Origin of the sequence: Rhizobium sp. BK316 (assembly GCF_014193695.1) — a bacterium.
Lineage (GTDB): Bacteria > Pseudomonadota > Alphaproteobacteria > Rhizobiales > Rhizobiaceae > Rhizobium.
Map to the genome: position 1 here is coordinate 514,835 of NZ_JACHZR010000002.1, position 15,284 is coordinate 530,118.

13 protein-coding genes and 1 tRNA gene are annotated in these 15,284 nt (G+C 59.9%); 8 read left to right on the forward strand and 6 right to left on the reverse strand.

What is annotated here, in order from left to right; translation table 11 throughout:
- Position 1: 1 nt before the first annotated feature.
- On the reverse strand, positions 2-3,502 hold the full coding sequence (locus FHT87_RS11075) for a PAS domain-containing hybrid sensor histidine kinase/response regulator (protein ID WP_183801807.1): 3,501 nt from the start codon (positions 3,500-3,502) through the stop codon (positions 2-4).
- Positions 3,503-3,721: 219 nt separating this feature from the next.
- Here FHT87_RS11075 and mscL point away from each other — a divergent pair, with 219 nt between their 5' ends.
- A complete protein-coding gene (gene mscL / locus FHT87_RS11080) occupies positions 3,722-4,159 on the forward strand; it encodes a large conductance mechanosensitive channel protein MscL (RefSeq protein ID WP_183801810.1) in 438 nt (145 codons plus the stop codon).
- Between the two features lie 122 nt (positions 4,160-4,281).
- Complete coding sequence (locus FHT87_RS11085) at positions 4,282-5,448, forward strand: pyridoxal phosphate-dependent aminotransferase (RefSeq protein ID WP_183801813.1); 1,167 nt, start codon at positions 4,282-4,284, stop codon at positions 5,446-5,448.
- Here the strand turns inward: FHT87_RS11085 and FHT87_RS11090 are convergent.
- Positions 5,445-6,125, reverse strand: a complete 681-nt coding sequence (locus tag FHT87_RS11090; protein ID WP_183801816.1) for a Type 1 glutamine amidotransferase-like domain-containing protein — start codon at positions 6,123-6,125, stop codon at positions 5,445-5,447. The two genes, FHT87_RS11085 and FHT87_RS11090, sit on opposite strands and share 4 nt — an antisense overlap.
- A gap of 472 nt (positions 6,126-6,597) precedes the next feature.
- On the opposite strand from FHT87_RS11090, the gene galE reads away from it, so the two are divergent.
- From galE to FHT87_RS11105, 3 genes are all read left to right on the forward strand, one after another.
- The gene (gene galE, locus FHT87_RS11095) at positions 6,598-7,632 is read left to right on the forward strand and encodes a UDP-glucose 4-epimerase GalE (protein WP_183728391.1); all 1,035 of its coding nucleotides are present in this window, start codon (positions 6,598-6,600) and stop codon (positions 7,630-7,632) included.
- 110 nt (positions 7,633-7,742) lie between these two features.
- Positions 7,743-9,698 (forward strand): EAL domain-containing protein, encoded by a 1,956-nt coding sequence (locus FHT87_RS11100; RefSeq protein WP_183728394.1) that lies wholly within the window; start codon positions 7,743-7,745, stop codon positions 9,696-9,698.
- A 67-nt stretch (positions 9,699-9,765) separates the two neighbouring features.
- Positions 9,766-10,827: an enoyl-CoA hydratase/isomerase family protein gene (locus FHT87_RS11105; RefSeq protein WP_183728397.1), complete on the forward strand. Its 1,062-nt coding sequence runs from the start codon at positions 9,766-9,768 to the stop codon at positions 10,825-10,827.
- Between the two features lie 85 nt (positions 10,828-10,912).
- On the opposite strand, the gene FHT87_RS11110 is transcribed toward FHT87_RS11105, so the two are convergent.
- Both FHT87_RS11110 and FHT87_RS11115 read right to left on the reverse strand, forming a co-directional pair.
- Positions 10,913-12,973 carry an ATP-dependent helicase gene (locus tag FHT87_RS11110; protein WP_183728400.1) on the reverse strand — a complete coding sequence of 687 codons (2,061 nt, stop codon included), beginning with the start codon at positions 12,971-12,973 and terminating at the stop codon, positions 10,913-10,915.
- 176 nt (positions 12,974-13,149) lie between these two features.
- Positions 13,150-13,428 carry a hypothetical protein gene (locus tag FHT87_RS11115; protein WP_183729209.1) on the reverse strand — a complete coding sequence of 93 codons (279 nt, stop codon included), beginning with the start codon at positions 13,426-13,428 and terminating at the stop codon, positions 13,150-13,152.
- A gap of 212 nt (positions 13,429-13,640) precedes the next feature.
- Between FHT87_RS11115 and FHT87_RS11120 the strand changes: the two genes are divergently transcribed.
- Together FHT87_RS11120 and FHT87_RS11125 are read left to right on the forward strand one after the other, a co-directional pair.
- Entirely contained in the window at positions 13,641-13,859 is a 219-nt protein-coding gene (locus FHT87_RS11120) for a BON domain-containing protein (RefSeq protein ID WP_246698102.1), read from the forward strand.
- Positions 13,860-13,941: 82 nt separating this feature from the next.
- On the forward strand, positions 13,942-14,205 hold the full coding sequence (locus tag FHT87_RS11125; RefSeq protein WP_183728405.1) for a hypothetical protein: 264 nt from the start codon (positions 13,942-13,944) through the stop codon (positions 14,203-14,205).
- Positions 14,206-14,440: 235 nt separating this feature from the next.
- On the opposite strand, the gene FHT87_RS11130 is transcribed toward FHT87_RS11125, so the two are convergent.
- Positions 14,441-14,683, reverse strand: coding sequence for a DUF982 domain-containing protein (locus tag FHT87_RS11130; RefSeq protein ID WP_183728408.1), 243 nt, complete (start codon positions 14,681-14,683; stop codon positions 14,441-14,443).
- Between the two features lie 148 nt (positions 14,684-14,831).
- A tRNA-Thr gene (locus FHT87_RS11135) sits at positions 14,832-14,906 on the reverse strand.
- A 154-nt stretch (positions 14,907-15,060) separates the two neighbouring features.
- On the opposite strand from FHT87_RS11135, the gene FHT87_RS11140 reads away from it, so the two are divergent.
- Positions 15,061-15,270 (forward strand): hypothetical protein, encoded by a 210-nt coding sequence (locus tag FHT87_RS11140; RefSeq protein WP_183801819.1) that lies wholly within the window; start codon positions 15,061-15,063, stop codon positions 15,268-15,270.
- The last annotated feature ends 14 nt before the right edge of the window (positions 15,271-15,284 follow it).

The window sequence follows — 15,284 nt, forward strand, 5'->3', positions numbered from 1 at the left end:
TTCACTCGGCGGCGGTGCGCTTCAAGCCGGAAATCTGCGTGATGTAGGCGCGCAATGCGGCCGGGCGCACCGGCTTGTGCTGTACCGCGATGCCGTGTTTTTCCGCCTCGGCCCGCACTTCCGGTGTCCGGTCGGCGGTAACGAGCAGGGCTGGAATATCGATGCCGAAATGCTGCCGCAGGTGCCGGATCGCTTCGACCCCGGTTCCGTCAGCGAGATGGTAATCGGCAATGACGAGATCCGGCGGCTGCCGCATCGAAAGCATCCGGACAGCGGAAAGCGAATCCACCGCCTGCGTTTCACAGCCCCATCCGTCGATCAGCAGCCGCATGCCTTCGAGGATCTTCGGTTCGTTGTCGATGCAGAGGATGCGCAGATCCTGCAGCGGCTGCGCCGTCCGGTCGATGGGAAGCATGGCTGCAGTGGTTTCTGCGCTCTTTGAGATATCGAGCGGAATGAGGATTCGGAATTCCGTACCCTTGCCATGCGTCGAATAAAGCTCGACCTTATGGCTGAGCACGCGGGCGATGCGGTCGACTATGGAGAGCCCGAGCCCCAGGCCCGATGCGGTCTTGGCGCCCTCATCCAGCCGCGCGAATTCCTTGAACACCGTCCGGAATTTAGAGGGCGGAATGCCGATGCCGGAATCCATCACCTGGATCACCACTTGATTGCCACGTCGCCTTACCCCGACCAGCACCTTGCCGCTGACAGTATATTTGATGGCGTTGGAGACGAGGTTCTGCACCAGTCGCCGCAGCAGGTTCGGGTCGGAGCGCACGCGCAGGGACGTCGGCATCACTTTGAGCTTCAGCTTCTTCTCGCGGGCGATTGGCGCAAAGTCGGTCTCGATGCGTTCCAGCAGGTCGGACAGCGGCACGGATGCCAGCCGCGGCCGCATGGCGCCGGTATCGAGGCGGGAAATATCGAGCACGGCGCCGAGAATGCTCTCAACCGATTCCAGCGCAGAATCGATATTGCGCACGATCGGGCTGTTTTCCGATTGCGCCATGCGTTCGACGAGTGCGGAGGAGTAGAGCCGGGCCGCATTGAGTGGCTGCAGAATATCGTGGCCGGCGGCGGCAAAGAAGCGGGTCTTGCCTATATTGGCCTCCTCGGCCGCTGCACGCGCCTCAGCGAGCTCCTTGTTGACGCGGGTCAGTTCCGCCGTGCGCTCGACAACACGCTGCTCCAGCGTTTCGTTGGCCTGTTTCAGTGCCCGGTCGGCGGCCACACGCTGGGTGATGTCGGTGAAGGTCGCGACGATACCCTTGTCCGGCATGGCATTGGAACGCACTTCGATGATGCGCTCGCCGCCTCCGAGCACCAGCGGGAAGGGCTTGTCGAGCGTCAGGAAGTGCCGCACGGCCTGTGACTGGTCGCCGGGTGTGATATCGCCGCGTTGGCTCAGGATGTTGACAATCTCCGAGAGCGGAAAGCCGACCTGGCCGGCATTTTCCGGGAGGTCCAGCAATTGCCGGAAACGCCGGTTCCAGATCGTCAGCCGGTTGGAACTGTCGAAGACGGCGATGCCCTGGTCCATCTGCGAAAGCGCGGTCTGCAGCATGTCCTGATTGTACTGCAGCGCTTCGCTCGCCTGATCGAGCAGCCATGCCGTGTCGGACGAGGCATCCTCGATCTTCTGCAGGATCAGGGACAGCACCAGCCGCGCCGAGGAGGAGCCGATGGCGCTGCCGAGAAGCTGCTCGGTGAAATGGATGAGCGCCATATCGGCCGGCTGGTCGTCCTCCAGTTTGCGCCCGGACGTCTGCTCGTAGGTCGCAAGCGAGCGCTGCATGCGCTCTTCGCCGAGATAGCGGGCGATCGCCGTCTTGAGATCGCCGACGCTGATGCGGGTCTTCCAGCCGCGCGTGGCAAATTGCGAGCGCGAATGCCGCTTGACGAAAATGCCGGCCTGGATGCGTTCCAGTGGCTTGGCGTTGCGTGTCAGCGAGCCGACGATGAAGGCGGCGGTGTTGACGAGCAGGCTCATCGCCGTCGCATTGACAAGCGGATCGGTATCCGGGCCGGTAAAGAGCGTCGCGCCGGGAAAGATGAAGCCGAGGAAGGTGCTTGCCACATAGGAATAATCCGGGCCTCCGAGGGACGGCAGGAACAGCAGATAGACCCAGATGATGAAGCCGGACGATAGGCCGAGGACGGCGCCGCGGGCATTCGCCCGCCGCCAGATCATGCCGCCGAAGAGGGCGGGTGCAATCTGCGCGATGGCGGCAAAGGAGAGCAGGCCGATCGAGGCGAGCCCTGCCGTGCTGTCCGTCGAGCGATAATAGGCATAGCCCAGCAGCAGCACGGCGAAGATGGCGCTGCGGCGGATATTGAGCAGGCTCTTTGCGAAGTCGTCACGCTGGCTCGCAAGCCTCGCGAATTTCCGGCGCAGGAAGAACGGCATGACGATGTCGTTCGACACCATGATGGAAAGCGCCACGGAATCGACGATCACCATGGCGGTCGCCGCCGAAAAGCCGCCGATGAAGGTGATAAGCGAGACTACAGGCATTTGCCCTGCAAGTGGCAGGGTAAGAACATAAAGATCGGCATTGCCGTTGCCGCCGAAGATGAGCAGCCCTCCGATGGCGACCGGCAGCACGAAGAGATTGATGGCGATCAGATAAAGCGGAAAGAGAATACCCGCGAGCCGGAGCTGCTTTGCCGTGCGGTTTTCGACGACCGTGACATGGAACTGGCGCGGCAGCATGATAATGGCGAAAGCCGAGAGCAGCGTCAGCGTGATCCATCGGCTGAGCGGGGTCTGATAGTCGAGTGCGGCGGTGACCAGGGTGTTCTCCGATCCCTTCTGCCACAGGTCGCTTGGCCCGTCGAACAGGAACCAGATGACGCAGACGCCTGCCGTCAGGAAGGCAACGAGCTTCACCATCGATTCCATCGATACCGCGAGGATGAGCCCGTCCTGATGTTCGGTCGCATCGGTGTGGCGGGTGCCGAACATGATGGCGAAGCAGGCAAGCACCAGCGTGACGATCAGCGGAAGGTCGAGGAAATAGAGGTTGCCACTGCCGATGCCATAGTCGGACGGATTGACCATGGCCGTGACCGTCGCTGAAATGGATTTCAGCTGCAGCGCGATATAAGGAATGGTGCCGATCAGGCAGATCAGCGCCACGATCGTGGCAACCGTGGAGTTCTTGCCATAGCGGGCGGCAATGAAATCGGCGACGGAGGTCAGCTTCTCGGCCTTGGCGAGTTCGATGATGCGCTTCAAAAGCGGCATGCCGAGTGTGAAGACGAGGATCGGCCCGATATAGATGCCGGCAAATTCCAACCCGTGATGGGCAGCTAAGCCGACGCCGCCGAAATAGGTCCAGGACGTGCAGTAGATCGCCAGACTGAGCGCATAGACCGCCGGTCGGCCGCCTTCCGGCACACCGAATTTCCGGCTTCGGCGGTCGCCGTAGCTAGCTACTGCGAAAAGCAGCAGAAGATAACCCAAGGCAAACGCAAATATGACCCAGCCTGGAAGCATTGACCCTCCGCCGGCGGACAATCCGCCGTCCTCCGGAACACATTGGAGATTAGGGCAATTCAGCAAGTTTGAAAATTCCCAGGGTCTTCGTCTTAAGTTCTACGTCGAAGGGGACGGTCTCCGAATATTTCCAATTGCCGATTGATTAATTGAGATGAAGGTGTAGCTAATGAAAACAACGGCATGTCTTTGAAAATGCATCGAGGGGAGACGCATCTGATGCTCAATGAGTTCAAAGCTTTCATCGCCCGCGGCAATGTCATGGATCTTGCAGTCGGCGTCATCATCGGCGGCGCCTTCGGGGGCATCGTCAAATCTCTGGTCGACGATATCATCATGCCGATCGTCGGCGCGATCTTCGGCGGTTTCGACTTCTCCAACTACTTCATTCCGCTGTCATCCAAGGTCACTGAGACGAGCCTTGCCGGCGCCCGCGCTCAGGGCGCCGTTTTCGCCTATGGCAGCTTCATCACCGTCCTCATCAATTTCCTGATCCTCGCGTGGATCATCTTCCTGATGATCAAGGCTGTGAATATTCTGCGCGAGCAGGTCGAGCGCAAGGAAAAGCAAGCGCCGGCAGAGGTTCCGCCGCCGCCGGCGGATGTCGCGCTGCTGACGGAAATCCGCGACCTTCTCGCCAAACGCCCCACCGTCTGATCCGGTCCCAAGCCCGTCCGCCCCGGCCGGGCTCAATCATCACGAAAATCGATATGTCATCACGCATTGTCATGGGATTTGCGCCTGCAAATCCGCTATGAAGGCGTGAACTGGAGATATGCATGTCGATTGTAAGCAGCCTCAGCCCGCGCGCCATCGCAGCGCCAGAAAGCGGGATCGTAGAAGTCGTCAACTATGCCCGCGGCCGTGAAGGCCTTCTGCCGCTCTGGGTCGGCGAGGGTGATCTTCCTACCCCCGATTTCATCAATCAGGCCGCCATGCAGGCGCTCGCCGTCGGCGAGACCTTCTACACTTGGCAGCGCGGCATCCCCGAGTTGCGCCAGGCGCTGTCGGATTATTATTTCAGGCATTTTGGCATCCGCCTTCCGGTCGAGCATTTTTATGTGACCGGTTCGGGCATGCAGGCGATCCAGATTGCCGTTCAGGCAATCACCTCGCCCGGCGATGAATTTGTCTATCTCACCCCGGCTTGGCCGAACATTGCCGCTGCACTCGAAATCGCCGGCGCCCGCTCGGTTGGCGTCGAACTGCAGTTCGAAGGCGGTACTTGGACTGTCGACCTCAACCGCATCGAAGCGGCGATCACGCCGAAGACCCGCGGTCTCTTCATCAACACGCCGTCGAACCCGACCGGCTGGACCGCGACGAAGAAGGATCTGGCCGACATCCTGGCACTGGCCCGCAAGCATGATCTCTGGATCATGGCCGATGAGATCTATGCCCGTTATTTCTACGCTGGTGGCCGGGCGCCCTCTTTCCTCGATGTGATGGAACCGGGCGACAAGGTGATGTTCGTCAACTCCTTCTCCAAGAACTGGTCGATGACCGGCTGGCGCGTCGGCTGGATCGTTGCTCCGCCGGAAACCGGGCAGGTGCTGGAAAACCTGATCCAATATTCCACTTCGGGCGTTGCTCAATTCATGCAGAAGGGCGCTGTCGCAGCGCTCAACGACGGTGATGCCTTCGTGCAGTCGAACATCGATAAGGCAACGCGCTCCCGCGATATCCTCTGCGATGCGATGATTGCCACCAACCGCGTCCAGACACTGAAGCCGGACGGTGCGCTCTACGCCTTCCTGAAGATCGACGGCGTCACCGACAGCCGAAAGGCCGCGATCGACATCGTCGACAAGACCGATGTCGGCCTTGCTCCCGGCACGGCCTTCGGACCCGGCGGCGAGCTTTTCCTGCGCGCCTGCTTCCTGCGCGATCCAGCGCAAGTGACAGTCGCGGCCGAGCGGCTCTGCGATTACATCCTGAAGCTTTAGGCGGAGCGGCGCATCGCTTCCGGCAGCACCGGAAGCAGCGTCACATTCCGCCCCTCGACAATGATGACTTCGCCGTCTCGAAGCGGCTGGAAGGGCATACTCGCTTCCTCAAGGAAGCCGACGGTCTTTTCGGCTGCTTCGGCCTCATCATGGTCAGAGCGATAATGCGGAACGATGGAGAAATCGACAAGGCCAAGCCCATCCCAAAGAATGCCCTCGTCATAGCCCGGCACGAGTTGGCGTGGGTCATCCATGATGTCGATGCCGTCAAGTGAGGGCGTCGCCACGACCGCCCCGGCGCTGAAGCCGCCATAGACGAGCGCATCCTTGCGCAGCAATTCCCCGATGATGCGATCAAAGCCGCTCTGGCGCATGGCTCGCCGCAGAAGAAATGCATTGCCGCCGACGGCCCAGACGAAGTCGATGCCGGCGAGTGCTTCTTTCAGCGCGTGCGGTTGTCCGAAATAGTCTCGCAGATCCAGCTCTTCCGCCCCGATCCCCCAATCGGCAAGTTCTTCTTTGGGGTCGTAGATATTGGTCTCATAGGCGCGACGCGCCTCGGACGGAATGAAGTCCAGCGCATTCTGGATGACGGCGGCGCGTCGCCCGCCGTTGAGAAGTTTCTTGAGCCGGAAAGCGCTGGCACCGAGCCGGTAGGATGACAGATAGAGCCTCATTGTTGCTGCTCCCGGTTTTGAAGGGGCAGGTCACGAACCGGCATTGAGAGAAGATCTTGTGCCACGAGAAGTCCTTTGTATGGGGCGGACATCGGGGCAGAAATAAAAACCCCGCGCGTGTCCGGCGGGGTTGGATCGGGTGAAGTGAACAGTTTCAGGTCACAAGCCGACGCCCCCACCGCAAAGGGTGGTCGTCATGCCCATCGTCATAGCCTGAAACGCGTAGTTGTTCATACACCTACCTTGACTTGCCGTGGACGCCTTGTCAACGCGCTCGGAAAGGGGTGGCAAAAGACGTTTTTGTCCCGAAACCGGCTGTTCGATAAAATTGTAGAAATACCTGAAATCCGCCTCTAACCACATCTCCAAACATACCGGCCGCAAAGGCTTTCCGAGGCCGTTTGATAACAAAATCGGAAAGGAAAAAGCCGTTCTGATGCTCCCGAAAAAACATAAAACAGGGAATGCAGACATGGCGGTTCTGGTGACGGGTGGGGCTGGGTATATCGGCAGCCACATGGTTTGGACGCTGCTAGATGCCGGGGAAGATGTGGTCGTACTCGACCGGCTCTCCACCGGCTTTCGCTGGGCCGTGGCGCCGGCGGCGCGCTTCTATCTCGGCGATGTCGCCGACCCGGACGTTCTGAAGAAGATCTTCATCGAGAACGATATCGAGGCGATCATCCATTTCGCCGGCTCCGCCGTCGTTCCTGTGTCGGTTACCGATCCGCTCTCCTATTACGACAATAACTCGGGCAAAACACGCGTGCTGCTGAGCGCCGCCATCAAGGCCGGCATCCGCAACTTCGTCTTCTCCTCGACCGCTGCCGTCTACGGCCAGCAGAAGAGCTCCGCTCCGGTGAAGGAAACGGCGCCGCTCAACCCGGAAAATCCTTACGGTCAGTCCAAGCTGATGACCGAAATGATGCTGCGCGATGCCGCCGCCGCCTACGATTTCGATTATGTGGCGCTGCGCTATTTCAACGTTGCCGGCGCCGATCCGCATCTGCGCACCGGCCAGTCGACCTCCGGCGCAACCCATCTCATCAAGGTCGCCTGCGAGGCCGCCCTCGGAAAGCGCGACAGCATCGCCGTCTACGGCTTCGATTACCCGACCCATGACGGCACCGGTGTGCGCGACTACATCCATGTCAGCGATTTGACGGCGGCGCATTTGAAAGCGCTCCAGCATCTGCGCCAGGGTAGGGGGCCACTGGTCGCCAATTGCGGTTATGGCAGCGGCTATTCCGTGCTCGATGTCTTGAACATGGTCACCCGCCTGAACGGCCACTCCTTCAAGATCAATATGGCACCGCGTCGGCCGGGCGACGCGGCAAGCGTCGTCGCCGATGCGACGCTTGCCCGCCGCGTGCTGGACTGGACGCCGAAACACGACTCGCTGGAAACCATCGTCCGCAGCTCGCTCGATTGGGAACTCTTCCTGATGAACAAGAGCGTCGACGATCTGCACAGCATTCATCGTGCGCTGGCTGCGGCCTCCTTCTGAACTTGCAACCGAGCATTTACCATCCTCGCGCAGATGCGAGGGCCTGACGTTACGTGAATAAGGAATAATCAAGCTTTCTCTGGCTCGCTTCAGCCAAGGGAAAAGGGATCATGAAGAACTTCATAGCATCATTGCGGCTGCAAAAAGATAATCCGAAGTTTCTGGTGGCGCAGTTCAAAGCTTTGTCATCACAGATTCCGATTTTGTACGTTCTTCTTGTCATCAATGCCCTGGCCGTGGCCATTACGCACATCAAGTCGGCGCCTCTTTGGCTTTCGCTCTACATTCCCGTCGGTCTCAGCATCGTCTGCGTCTTCCGCCTCTGCTGGTGGGAGATAACAGGCAAGGAAAATGTCACGCCGGAGCGTGCGCTGCGGCTGATGAAGGTGACGCTGGTCGGCGCCGTTATCCTCACGATCGGCTTCGGCGGCTGGGCTGTTGCGCTCTATCAATATGGCGACGCCTCGCAGCAGGGCCAGATCGCTTATTTCCTCGTCGTAACCGGCATTTCCTGCGTCTTCTGCCTGATGCACCTGCCGCTCGCAGCGGCAATCACCACGGTCATCACGTTCACAGCGATGATCGTGACCTTCCTTTTTTCCGGCAACCCGGTTTTCGTCGCAACGGCAGTCAGCGGCCTTTTCCTCGTTCTGCCCTTCCTGCGCGTCATCAACAGCTATTTCCAGAATTTCGCCCATCTGGTCTGGCTTGCCGAGGAACTCAAGCAGAAGCAGGCGGAAGCCGAGGAGCTGAACCTCGTCAATAGCCGCAATGCCATGCAGGACCAACTGACCGGTCTTGCCAACCGCCGCAGCTTCTTCCTCTCGCTTGAAAAGATGCTACAGAAGAATCCGGCCTCGCCGCCCGTCATCGGCATCCTCGATCTCGACGGCTTCAAGCCGGTCAACGATGTCTTCGGCCACGCGGCCGGCGACCTCGTGTTGAAGGAGACGGCGCACCGCTTCGTCTCGCTGGTCGGCGATCAGGGTATCGTCTCACGCCTCGGCGGCGATGAATTCGGCATCATTTTCCCGTCGGATATGACGTTGAGGGGCGTCTCCGACCTCGGTCTGGCGCTATGTGCCGCCGTGCGTGATCCCTATGAAATTCCTGACGGTTCAGTGCGCGTCTCCGGCTCCTGCGGCATCGTTTATCCTGATGCGGGCGAATACAGCGCCGAAGATCTCTACGAAAAGGCGGACTTCGCGCTCTATCAGGTCAAGAGCAAGCGCACTGGTGGTGTCGAACTCTTCTCGCCGGAGCACGAAAAAATCCTGACGCAGCGCTATCTGATCGAGCTGGAGTTGCAGGCGGAGAATTTTGCCAAGGAGTTGAAGCTCGAATATCAGCCGATCGTCGAACTGCGCGACGGACGTGTCGTGGGTTTTGAGGCGCTTGCGCGTTGGGACAGCGCGCGCTTCGGCCGTATCAGCCCGGATGCCTTCATCCCGGCTGCCGAGCGCACCGCCGTGATCGGCCGCGTGACGCGTATTCTCTTCGGCCAGGCGCTCGACGCCCTGAAGATCATGCCGTCGCATCTGCGCGTTTCCTTCAACCTCTCGGCCCGCGATATCTGCGACCACGAAACATCGATGGCCCTGCTCGCCATGATCACGCGCTCCGGCGTCGATCCCAAACGCATCGAATTCGAGATCACAGAGACGGCGCTGCTGTCGGACTTCGACACCGCCGATCAGGTGATCGGCGTGTTGCGCGCTGCCGGCATCTCGATTGCGCTTGACGATTTCGGTACGGGTTACTCCAGCTTGAGCCACATCCACCGCCTGGCCTTCGACAAACTGAAGATCGACAAGGCCTTCGTGATGAATTTCGATCGCGATGCGCGCTGCATGAACATCACCCGCTCCGTCGCCAATCTCTGCCAGAACCTTGGCATTGCCTCGGTGGCCGAAGGGGTCGAAAGTGAGGACGTGGCAGAGTCGCTGAAAGGCATCGGCGTGCGCCTGGCGCAAGGCTATTATTTCTCTCGGCCGTTGCCGCTGGAGTTGGCAATCGACTACGCGGTCAGGCGCGATGTCAGCGTTTCGCAGTCTCTCTCGGCCTGATTGATCAGCCAGCCACTGGAACCTCGGCCCAACCCCGTTTATTCCTAGGGCAGGAGTGAGGTGGACCATGGACAACAGCAATCAGAGCGAAGTCATAGTTGAACGACGTGGTACGGCGGGTCTTGTCCGGCTGAATCGCCCAAAGGCGCTGAACAGCCTGACCATCCCGATGGTGCGCGCAATTGCCGCTGCACTTGACGATTTCGCCGGCGACCAATCTGTGGCGAGCGTCGTCGTGATGGGCGAGGGCGAGCGCGGCTTCTGCGCCGGCGGCGATATCCGTGCCATTCACCTGAGCGGGCGTGCCGGCGACGGCTTGGCTGAAACCTTCTGGCGCGAGGAATTTCGCCTCAATCACCGTATCGCCAATTATCCGAAGCCCTATGTGGCGTTGATGGACGGCATCACCATGGGCGGCGGTGTCGGGCTTTCCAGCCACGGTCGCCACCGTATCGTCACCGAACGCACCCGCCTTGCCATGCCGGAAACCGGCATCGGTTATTTCCCTGATGTCGGCGCCACGTGGCTGCTGCCGCACATGCCAGGCGAAAGCGGCACATGGATGGCTCTGACGGGGCTGGATATCAATGCCGCCGATGCGATCCATGCCGGACTTGCCGATTTCTATATGCCCTTCTCGCGTCTCGAAGAGGCAGTCCAGCGTCTCTCGGATCTGCCTGTGGGAAGCTCGTCAGACGATGTCGACGCGGCGCTGCGCAATCTGTCGGATCAACCGGGCGAAGGCAGACTGCAGGCCAATGCGGCGATGATCGACCGCGCCTTCCACTTCAACAGCGTTGAGGCGATCGTTGCGGCGCTCGCGAGGGAAGAAGGTGAATTTGCCGCCGAAACCCGCCGCGTCATTCTCAACCGCTCACCGACAAGCCTGAAGCTTGCGCTCCGTTTGCTGCGTGCCGGACGCCAGAGCCGTACACTTGCCGAATGCCTCGCCCGTGAGCTTGGCGCCTGCATGCAAATCCTGCATGGCCACGATTTCTACGAGGGCGTACGCGCGGCCGTGGTCGACAAGGACCGCAACCCGAAATGGTCACCGCCGACGATCGCCTTGGTCAACGACGAGATGATCGCCCGGTTTTTCGAACCACCCAAGCCGCCGCTCGCGCTTTAGCGCCATCTGGTCAGGAGAGGCCCTATCTCTTTGTTTTTACGCAATTCCGGACGCAAAACCGCTGCGCACTTTTGCTGGAATTGCTCTAACGCCACATGCCGCGCATGCGCGCGCCGACATCGATGCGCACCTGCCGCGCTTGCTGGGCTGCTGCCGTATCGGCCTTCACCTGCGGCCAGCCGCAGACCTCGAAGAATTGCAGCAGCGTGGCGGGAATGAAGCGGCTGCGCGACGCATAGACATGCCGGTCGCCCTGCGAATTCTGCCCATAGGTGAAGAAACGCTGCGGCACCACGAGATCGAGGCTATCCTTGGCGCGTGTCATCGCCACATAGAGCAGCCGTCGCTCCTCCTCTATTTCGGCCGTCGTGCCGACCGCAAGATCGGAGGGAATACAGCCGTCGATGACGTTCAGCATGAAGACCTTGGTCCATTCCTGTCCCTTGGCCGAATGGATGGTCGAAAGGATGAGATAATCTTCATCGAGCAGCGGCACACCCGCCTGATCCGAGGTGGCGTCGGGCGGATCGAGCGTCAGTTCCGTCAGGAAGCGTTCGCGGGAGGCGTAGCCGCCGGCGATCTGCTCGAGCTGTATGAGATCGGCAAGCCGGGCGCTTGCATCCTCATGCAGCCTTTCCAGATGCGGCTCATACCATTTCCGCACCAGTTCGATCTCGGCAGGCCAGCCGGCCTTGCCGGTTTTCAGTTCCTGCATGGTGGAAACGAACGAAGTCCAGTCATCGCCCGAGCGTGGCGGCGCAGGCATGGCGGCAAGCGCCGTCACCGGGCTCGCGTCTTCGGCCATATGGTCCAGCACCTTTTGTGCCGTGGAAGGGCCAATACCCGGCAAGATCTGCATCAGCCGGAAACCTGCCACCCGGTCGCGCGGATTCTGGGCAAAGCGCAATGCCGCCAGCATGTCTTTCACATGCGCACTGTCGAGAAACTTCAGTCCGCCGAATTTCACGAAGGGAATGTTGCGGCGGGTTAGCTCCACTTCCAGCGGGCCGCTGTGATGCGAGGCGCGGAAGAGCACGGCCTGGCTTTTCAGCTTCACGCCCTCTTCGCGATTGTCGAGAACCTTATCGGCCACATAGCGGGCTTGATCATTCTCGTCGCGCACCGTGACCAACCTCGGCCGCTCCGGCGACTCCCGCTCCGTCCAGAGGTTTTTGGTAAAACGCTCCGAAGCAAGGTCGATCACCGCATTGGCGGCGGCAAGGATCGGCTGCGTCGAGCGATAGTTGCGGTCGAGCGTGACGATGTTGGCGGCCGGGCTGAAGGAGGCCGGAAAATCGAGAATGTTGCGCACCGTCGCGGCTCGGAAGGAATAGATCGACTGTGCATCGTCGCCAACGACGGTCAATCCGTGCCCGGTGGGCTTGAGGGCAAGCAGGATCGAAGATTGAAGCCTGTTGGTGTCCTGATATTCGTCGACGAGCACATGATCGAAGCGGCTGCCGATATCCTCGGCGATCATCGGCTCGGCCACCATCTGCGCCCAGTAGAGCAGCAGGTCGTCGTAATCGAGCACATTCTGGCTCTGTTTCGACTCGACATAACAGGCAAAAAGCTCGCGAAGCTGCTTTTCCCAGGTGGTGCACCAGGGAAAGGCGTCGCGCAGCACCAGCGGCAGTTCCGTTTCGGAATTCACCGCACGCGAATAGATCGCCAGACAGGTACCCTTCGTCGGAAACCGGCTTTCGGTCTTGGAGAAGCCGAGATCGTGGCGCACGAGGTTCATCAGGTCGGCGCTGTCTTCCCGGTCATGGATGGAGAAGGCCGGGTCGATGCCGATCTGTTCGGCATAATCACGCAGCAGTCGCGCGCCGATACCATGAAACGTGCCGCTCCAGGCAAGCGCATCCGCCATGATGCCGGAATTCTTGCCGAGAACCTCGCCGCAGATGCGTTCGACGCGCCGGCCCATTTCGGCAGCTGCCCGGCGCGAAAAGGTCATCAGCAGGATACGGCGCGGATCGGCACCCTTGAGGATGAGATGGGCAACGCGATGGGCAAGCGTATTCGTCTTGCCGGAACCGGCACCAGCAATGATCAGCATCGGCCCGGCCACATGGCTGCCGTCTGTGAGTGTGCCGTGCTCCACGGCCATGCGCTGCTGGGGATTGAGTCTTTCGAGATACATCCAGCCGTCCGGTTGGGCTTCGCGGGAGAATCAGCGCCTGCGAATAAAATCAGATGTTCCTTGGATGTTCTCGATTGGCGTCGCTGTCAAGCAGGTGCGGACTGCCATGCACTGCAGCATCGGCGCGCAAATCGACCGATTTTCGGAAAGCCTGATGCGCCAGCTCATAGCTTCTACTACGGAAAGTCCGGCACGATCTGGCGCCGCGTCAACTTCAGGCTGCGGTCGGGCTGGAGAATATAGGTTTCGTAGACGTGCTCGCCATGCTGGTTGTAAAAGTCGTTATAGACCGCGCTGCCGATCGGCGACTTCGTCAGCTTCGTGCGCGGTTGCCCGCCATAGGTGATGCTGCCGGGAATAGGCTCCAGCGCAGGTGTGTCCGCGGCCGAGCAGCCGGCCAGCAAAGGTGCGGCCAGAAGGGTCGTGGCAAGAAGGGCAGGCACCAGCGCGTTCATCATCGTTTCCTTCGGCTGCAATTGCTTGCGGCGGCTCCTGACGCCTCCTGGCAAGGGCAGGCGTATCGGAGCACCACCACGGCGACTATGCCTCCAGCCGGCAGCACGTGGCAACAAAACGTCGTGTTCATGCGTTAAATCCCTATTAGCCAACGTCAGGAACGGTCATGGTGCTGCCGTTTCACAACTCGCCACCCCACGAGGAGGCCTGGATGAAGGACCACAACGCGGTCGCCTTACGCGCGTCCGTGGAAAGCGCCCTGCATGCCGCAGCCGATCTCGACGCGACTGACATCATCGTCATCAGCGTTGGTTCCAGCGTTATTCTCGAAGGTTTCGTTCGGCAATGGGGCGATAGCGTGCGAGCGCTGGCAATTGCCGAGGAGATCGTCGGAAGCGGTTATGTGCATTGCCGCTTGCTGGTGAGATAAATCCTGGTTCCCTTCAGGAGTTTCCGAGGAACCAACTCCCGTCTCGCGTGTTGAAAAGCTGATTTCAATGCTGGAGACAATAATGCAAACGCTTATGCGCCCGTGGGCTGCGGCCCTTCTTCTGGGGTGCGGCGCCTTTGCCGGCTCCGCCTATGCCTCACTCGAAACCGATATGAATTATTCGGCTCTGCCGAAGGACGAGATCGCGTTGAACGAATATATCAGCGCCGCCGTCTGCAAAACCGCCGAACCGCATTTCCTGCCGTCCTTCATCCGCGCCGCGGATGGCACAATCATCGGTGTAGGATATATTCAGATGAAGGATGGGAATACTTCGAATTGCTGATGGAATATTCGAAGTTTCTTTCGGACGAGGCTCGTCTGCAGTCTCCCATAGAGGGTGACGAGCCTCTAACCATCATCATGATGGCTGGCGTCGTTCTATGGATGAACAGATGAGCGGCGCAATCTCTTTCGAGACAAAGCCCTGCGTGAGCTCTGCGCAGGGTTAAGTGAAAATTAAGTATTGCTCCGTTTCGGAACGGATCGGACTTTTATTGTCCGATATCGCCGCCGAAAGCTCAATGCACTTTAAGTTTCGCTTCTTCGGCCGCCGCCATGAACTCCGCGCGGGCCTCTTCGACACTCTTTCGGCCATCGAGTGCGGCGCGGCAGGCGCTGCGTGCCTTCAGATATTTCAGTCCGCGCACAGCAGGCCAGTGATCGGCAAGGCATGCCAAGGCATCGAACGGTCCGTTAACCGTGCGCGCTCCCGCCTCTTCGAAACCGACCTTGATCGGACCATTCCATCGTTCAGTCGCCATCGATGCTCCTCCAGCATGTCTCGATAGAAACATTGACGAAGCCTCGGAGTTCCCTCCGCGAAGGCTTCAGAATGCTAATATTCTAGCGAGATTTTTGCCGGCAGCAATGGCGCCGATTGGTGCAGTGGATAATGCTAAGGGAGAAAACTGGTGCTGCCGAGTGGGATTGAACCACCGACCTCACCCTTACCAAGGGTGTGCTCTACCACTGAGCTACGGCAGCAGGACCAGACGCGTGAAGCGGAAACGCTCAATTCGCGTGAACGGGGCGCCTATTGCCACAGCTTCGGCAGGAGCGCAAGCAGCAAATTCCAACTTCTCTGGGAATAACGGCTGGCCCACTTTTGGAACGGCGCGAATTCGGTTAATTCTGGTGCATGAACGAAGAGACTGAAAAGGGCCGGCAGAGCCGGAAAGAGGCCATAGAGGCCCAGGCGGCATTGCGCCGCGAACGGGCGGCCGAAAAGCTGAGAGAAAATCTTTCGAAACGCAAACAGCAGGTGCGCGCCCGCCAGTCCGGCCAGGCGGACGAGACGGATGGCCTGCCCGCCGCAAAACCAGCCGCCGCAAAAATGGACGAATCGTAATGTTCGGTCCGCGA

Bases quoted from the DNA above. Each gene is read 5' to 3' on its own strand.
- FHT87_RS11075 (WP_183801807.1), bottom strand. From the start codon at position 3,502: ATGCTTCCAGGCTGGGTCATATTTGCGTTTGCCTTGGGTTATCTTCTG.
- mscL (WP_183801810.1), top strand. From the start codon at position 3,722: ATGCTCAATGAGTTCAAAGCTTTCATCGCCCGCGGCAATGTCATGGAT.
- FHT87_RS11085 (WP_183801813.1), top strand. From the start codon at position 4,282: ATGTCGATTGTAAGCAGCCTCAGCCCGCGCGCCATCGCAGCGCCAGAA.
- FHT87_RS11090 (WP_183801816.1), bottom strand. From the start codon at position 6,125: ATGAGGCTCTATCTGTCATCCTACCGGCTCGGTGCCAGCGCTTTCCGG.
- galE (WP_183728391.1), top strand. From the start codon at position 6,598: ATGGCGGTTCTGGTGACGGGTGGGGCTGGGTATATCGGCAGCCACATG.
- FHT87_RS11100 (WP_183728394.1), top strand. From the start codon at position 7,743: ATGAAGAACTTCATAGCATCATTGCGGCTGCAAAAAGATAATCCGAAG.
- FHT87_RS11105 (WP_183728397.1), top strand. From the start codon at position 9,766: ATGGACAACAGCAATCAGAGCGAAGTCATAGTTGAACGACGTGGTACG.
- FHT87_RS11110 (WP_183728400.1), bottom strand. From the start codon at position 12,973: ATGTATCTCGAAAGACTCAATCCCCAGCAGCGCATGGCCGTGGAGCAC.
- FHT87_RS11115 (WP_183729209.1), bottom strand. From the start codon at position 13,428: ATGAACGCGCTGGTGCCTGCCCTTCTTGCCACGACCCTTCTGGCCGCA.
- FHT87_RS11120 (WP_246698102.1), top strand. From the start codon at position 13,641: ATGAAGGACCACAACGCGGTCGCCTTACGCGCGTCCGTGGAAAGCGCC.
- FHT87_RS11125 (WP_183728405.1), top strand. From the start codon at position 13,942: ATGCAAACGCTTATGCGCCCGTGGGCTGCGGCCCTTCTTCTGGGGTGC.
- FHT87_RS11130 (WP_183728408.1), bottom strand. From the start codon at position 14,683: ATGGCGACTGAACGATGGAATGGTCCGATCAAGGTCGGTTTCGAAGAG.
- FHT87_RS11140 (WP_183801819.1), top strand. From the start codon at position 15,061: ATGAACGAAGAGACTGAAAAGGGCCGGCAGAGCCGGAAAGAGGCCATA.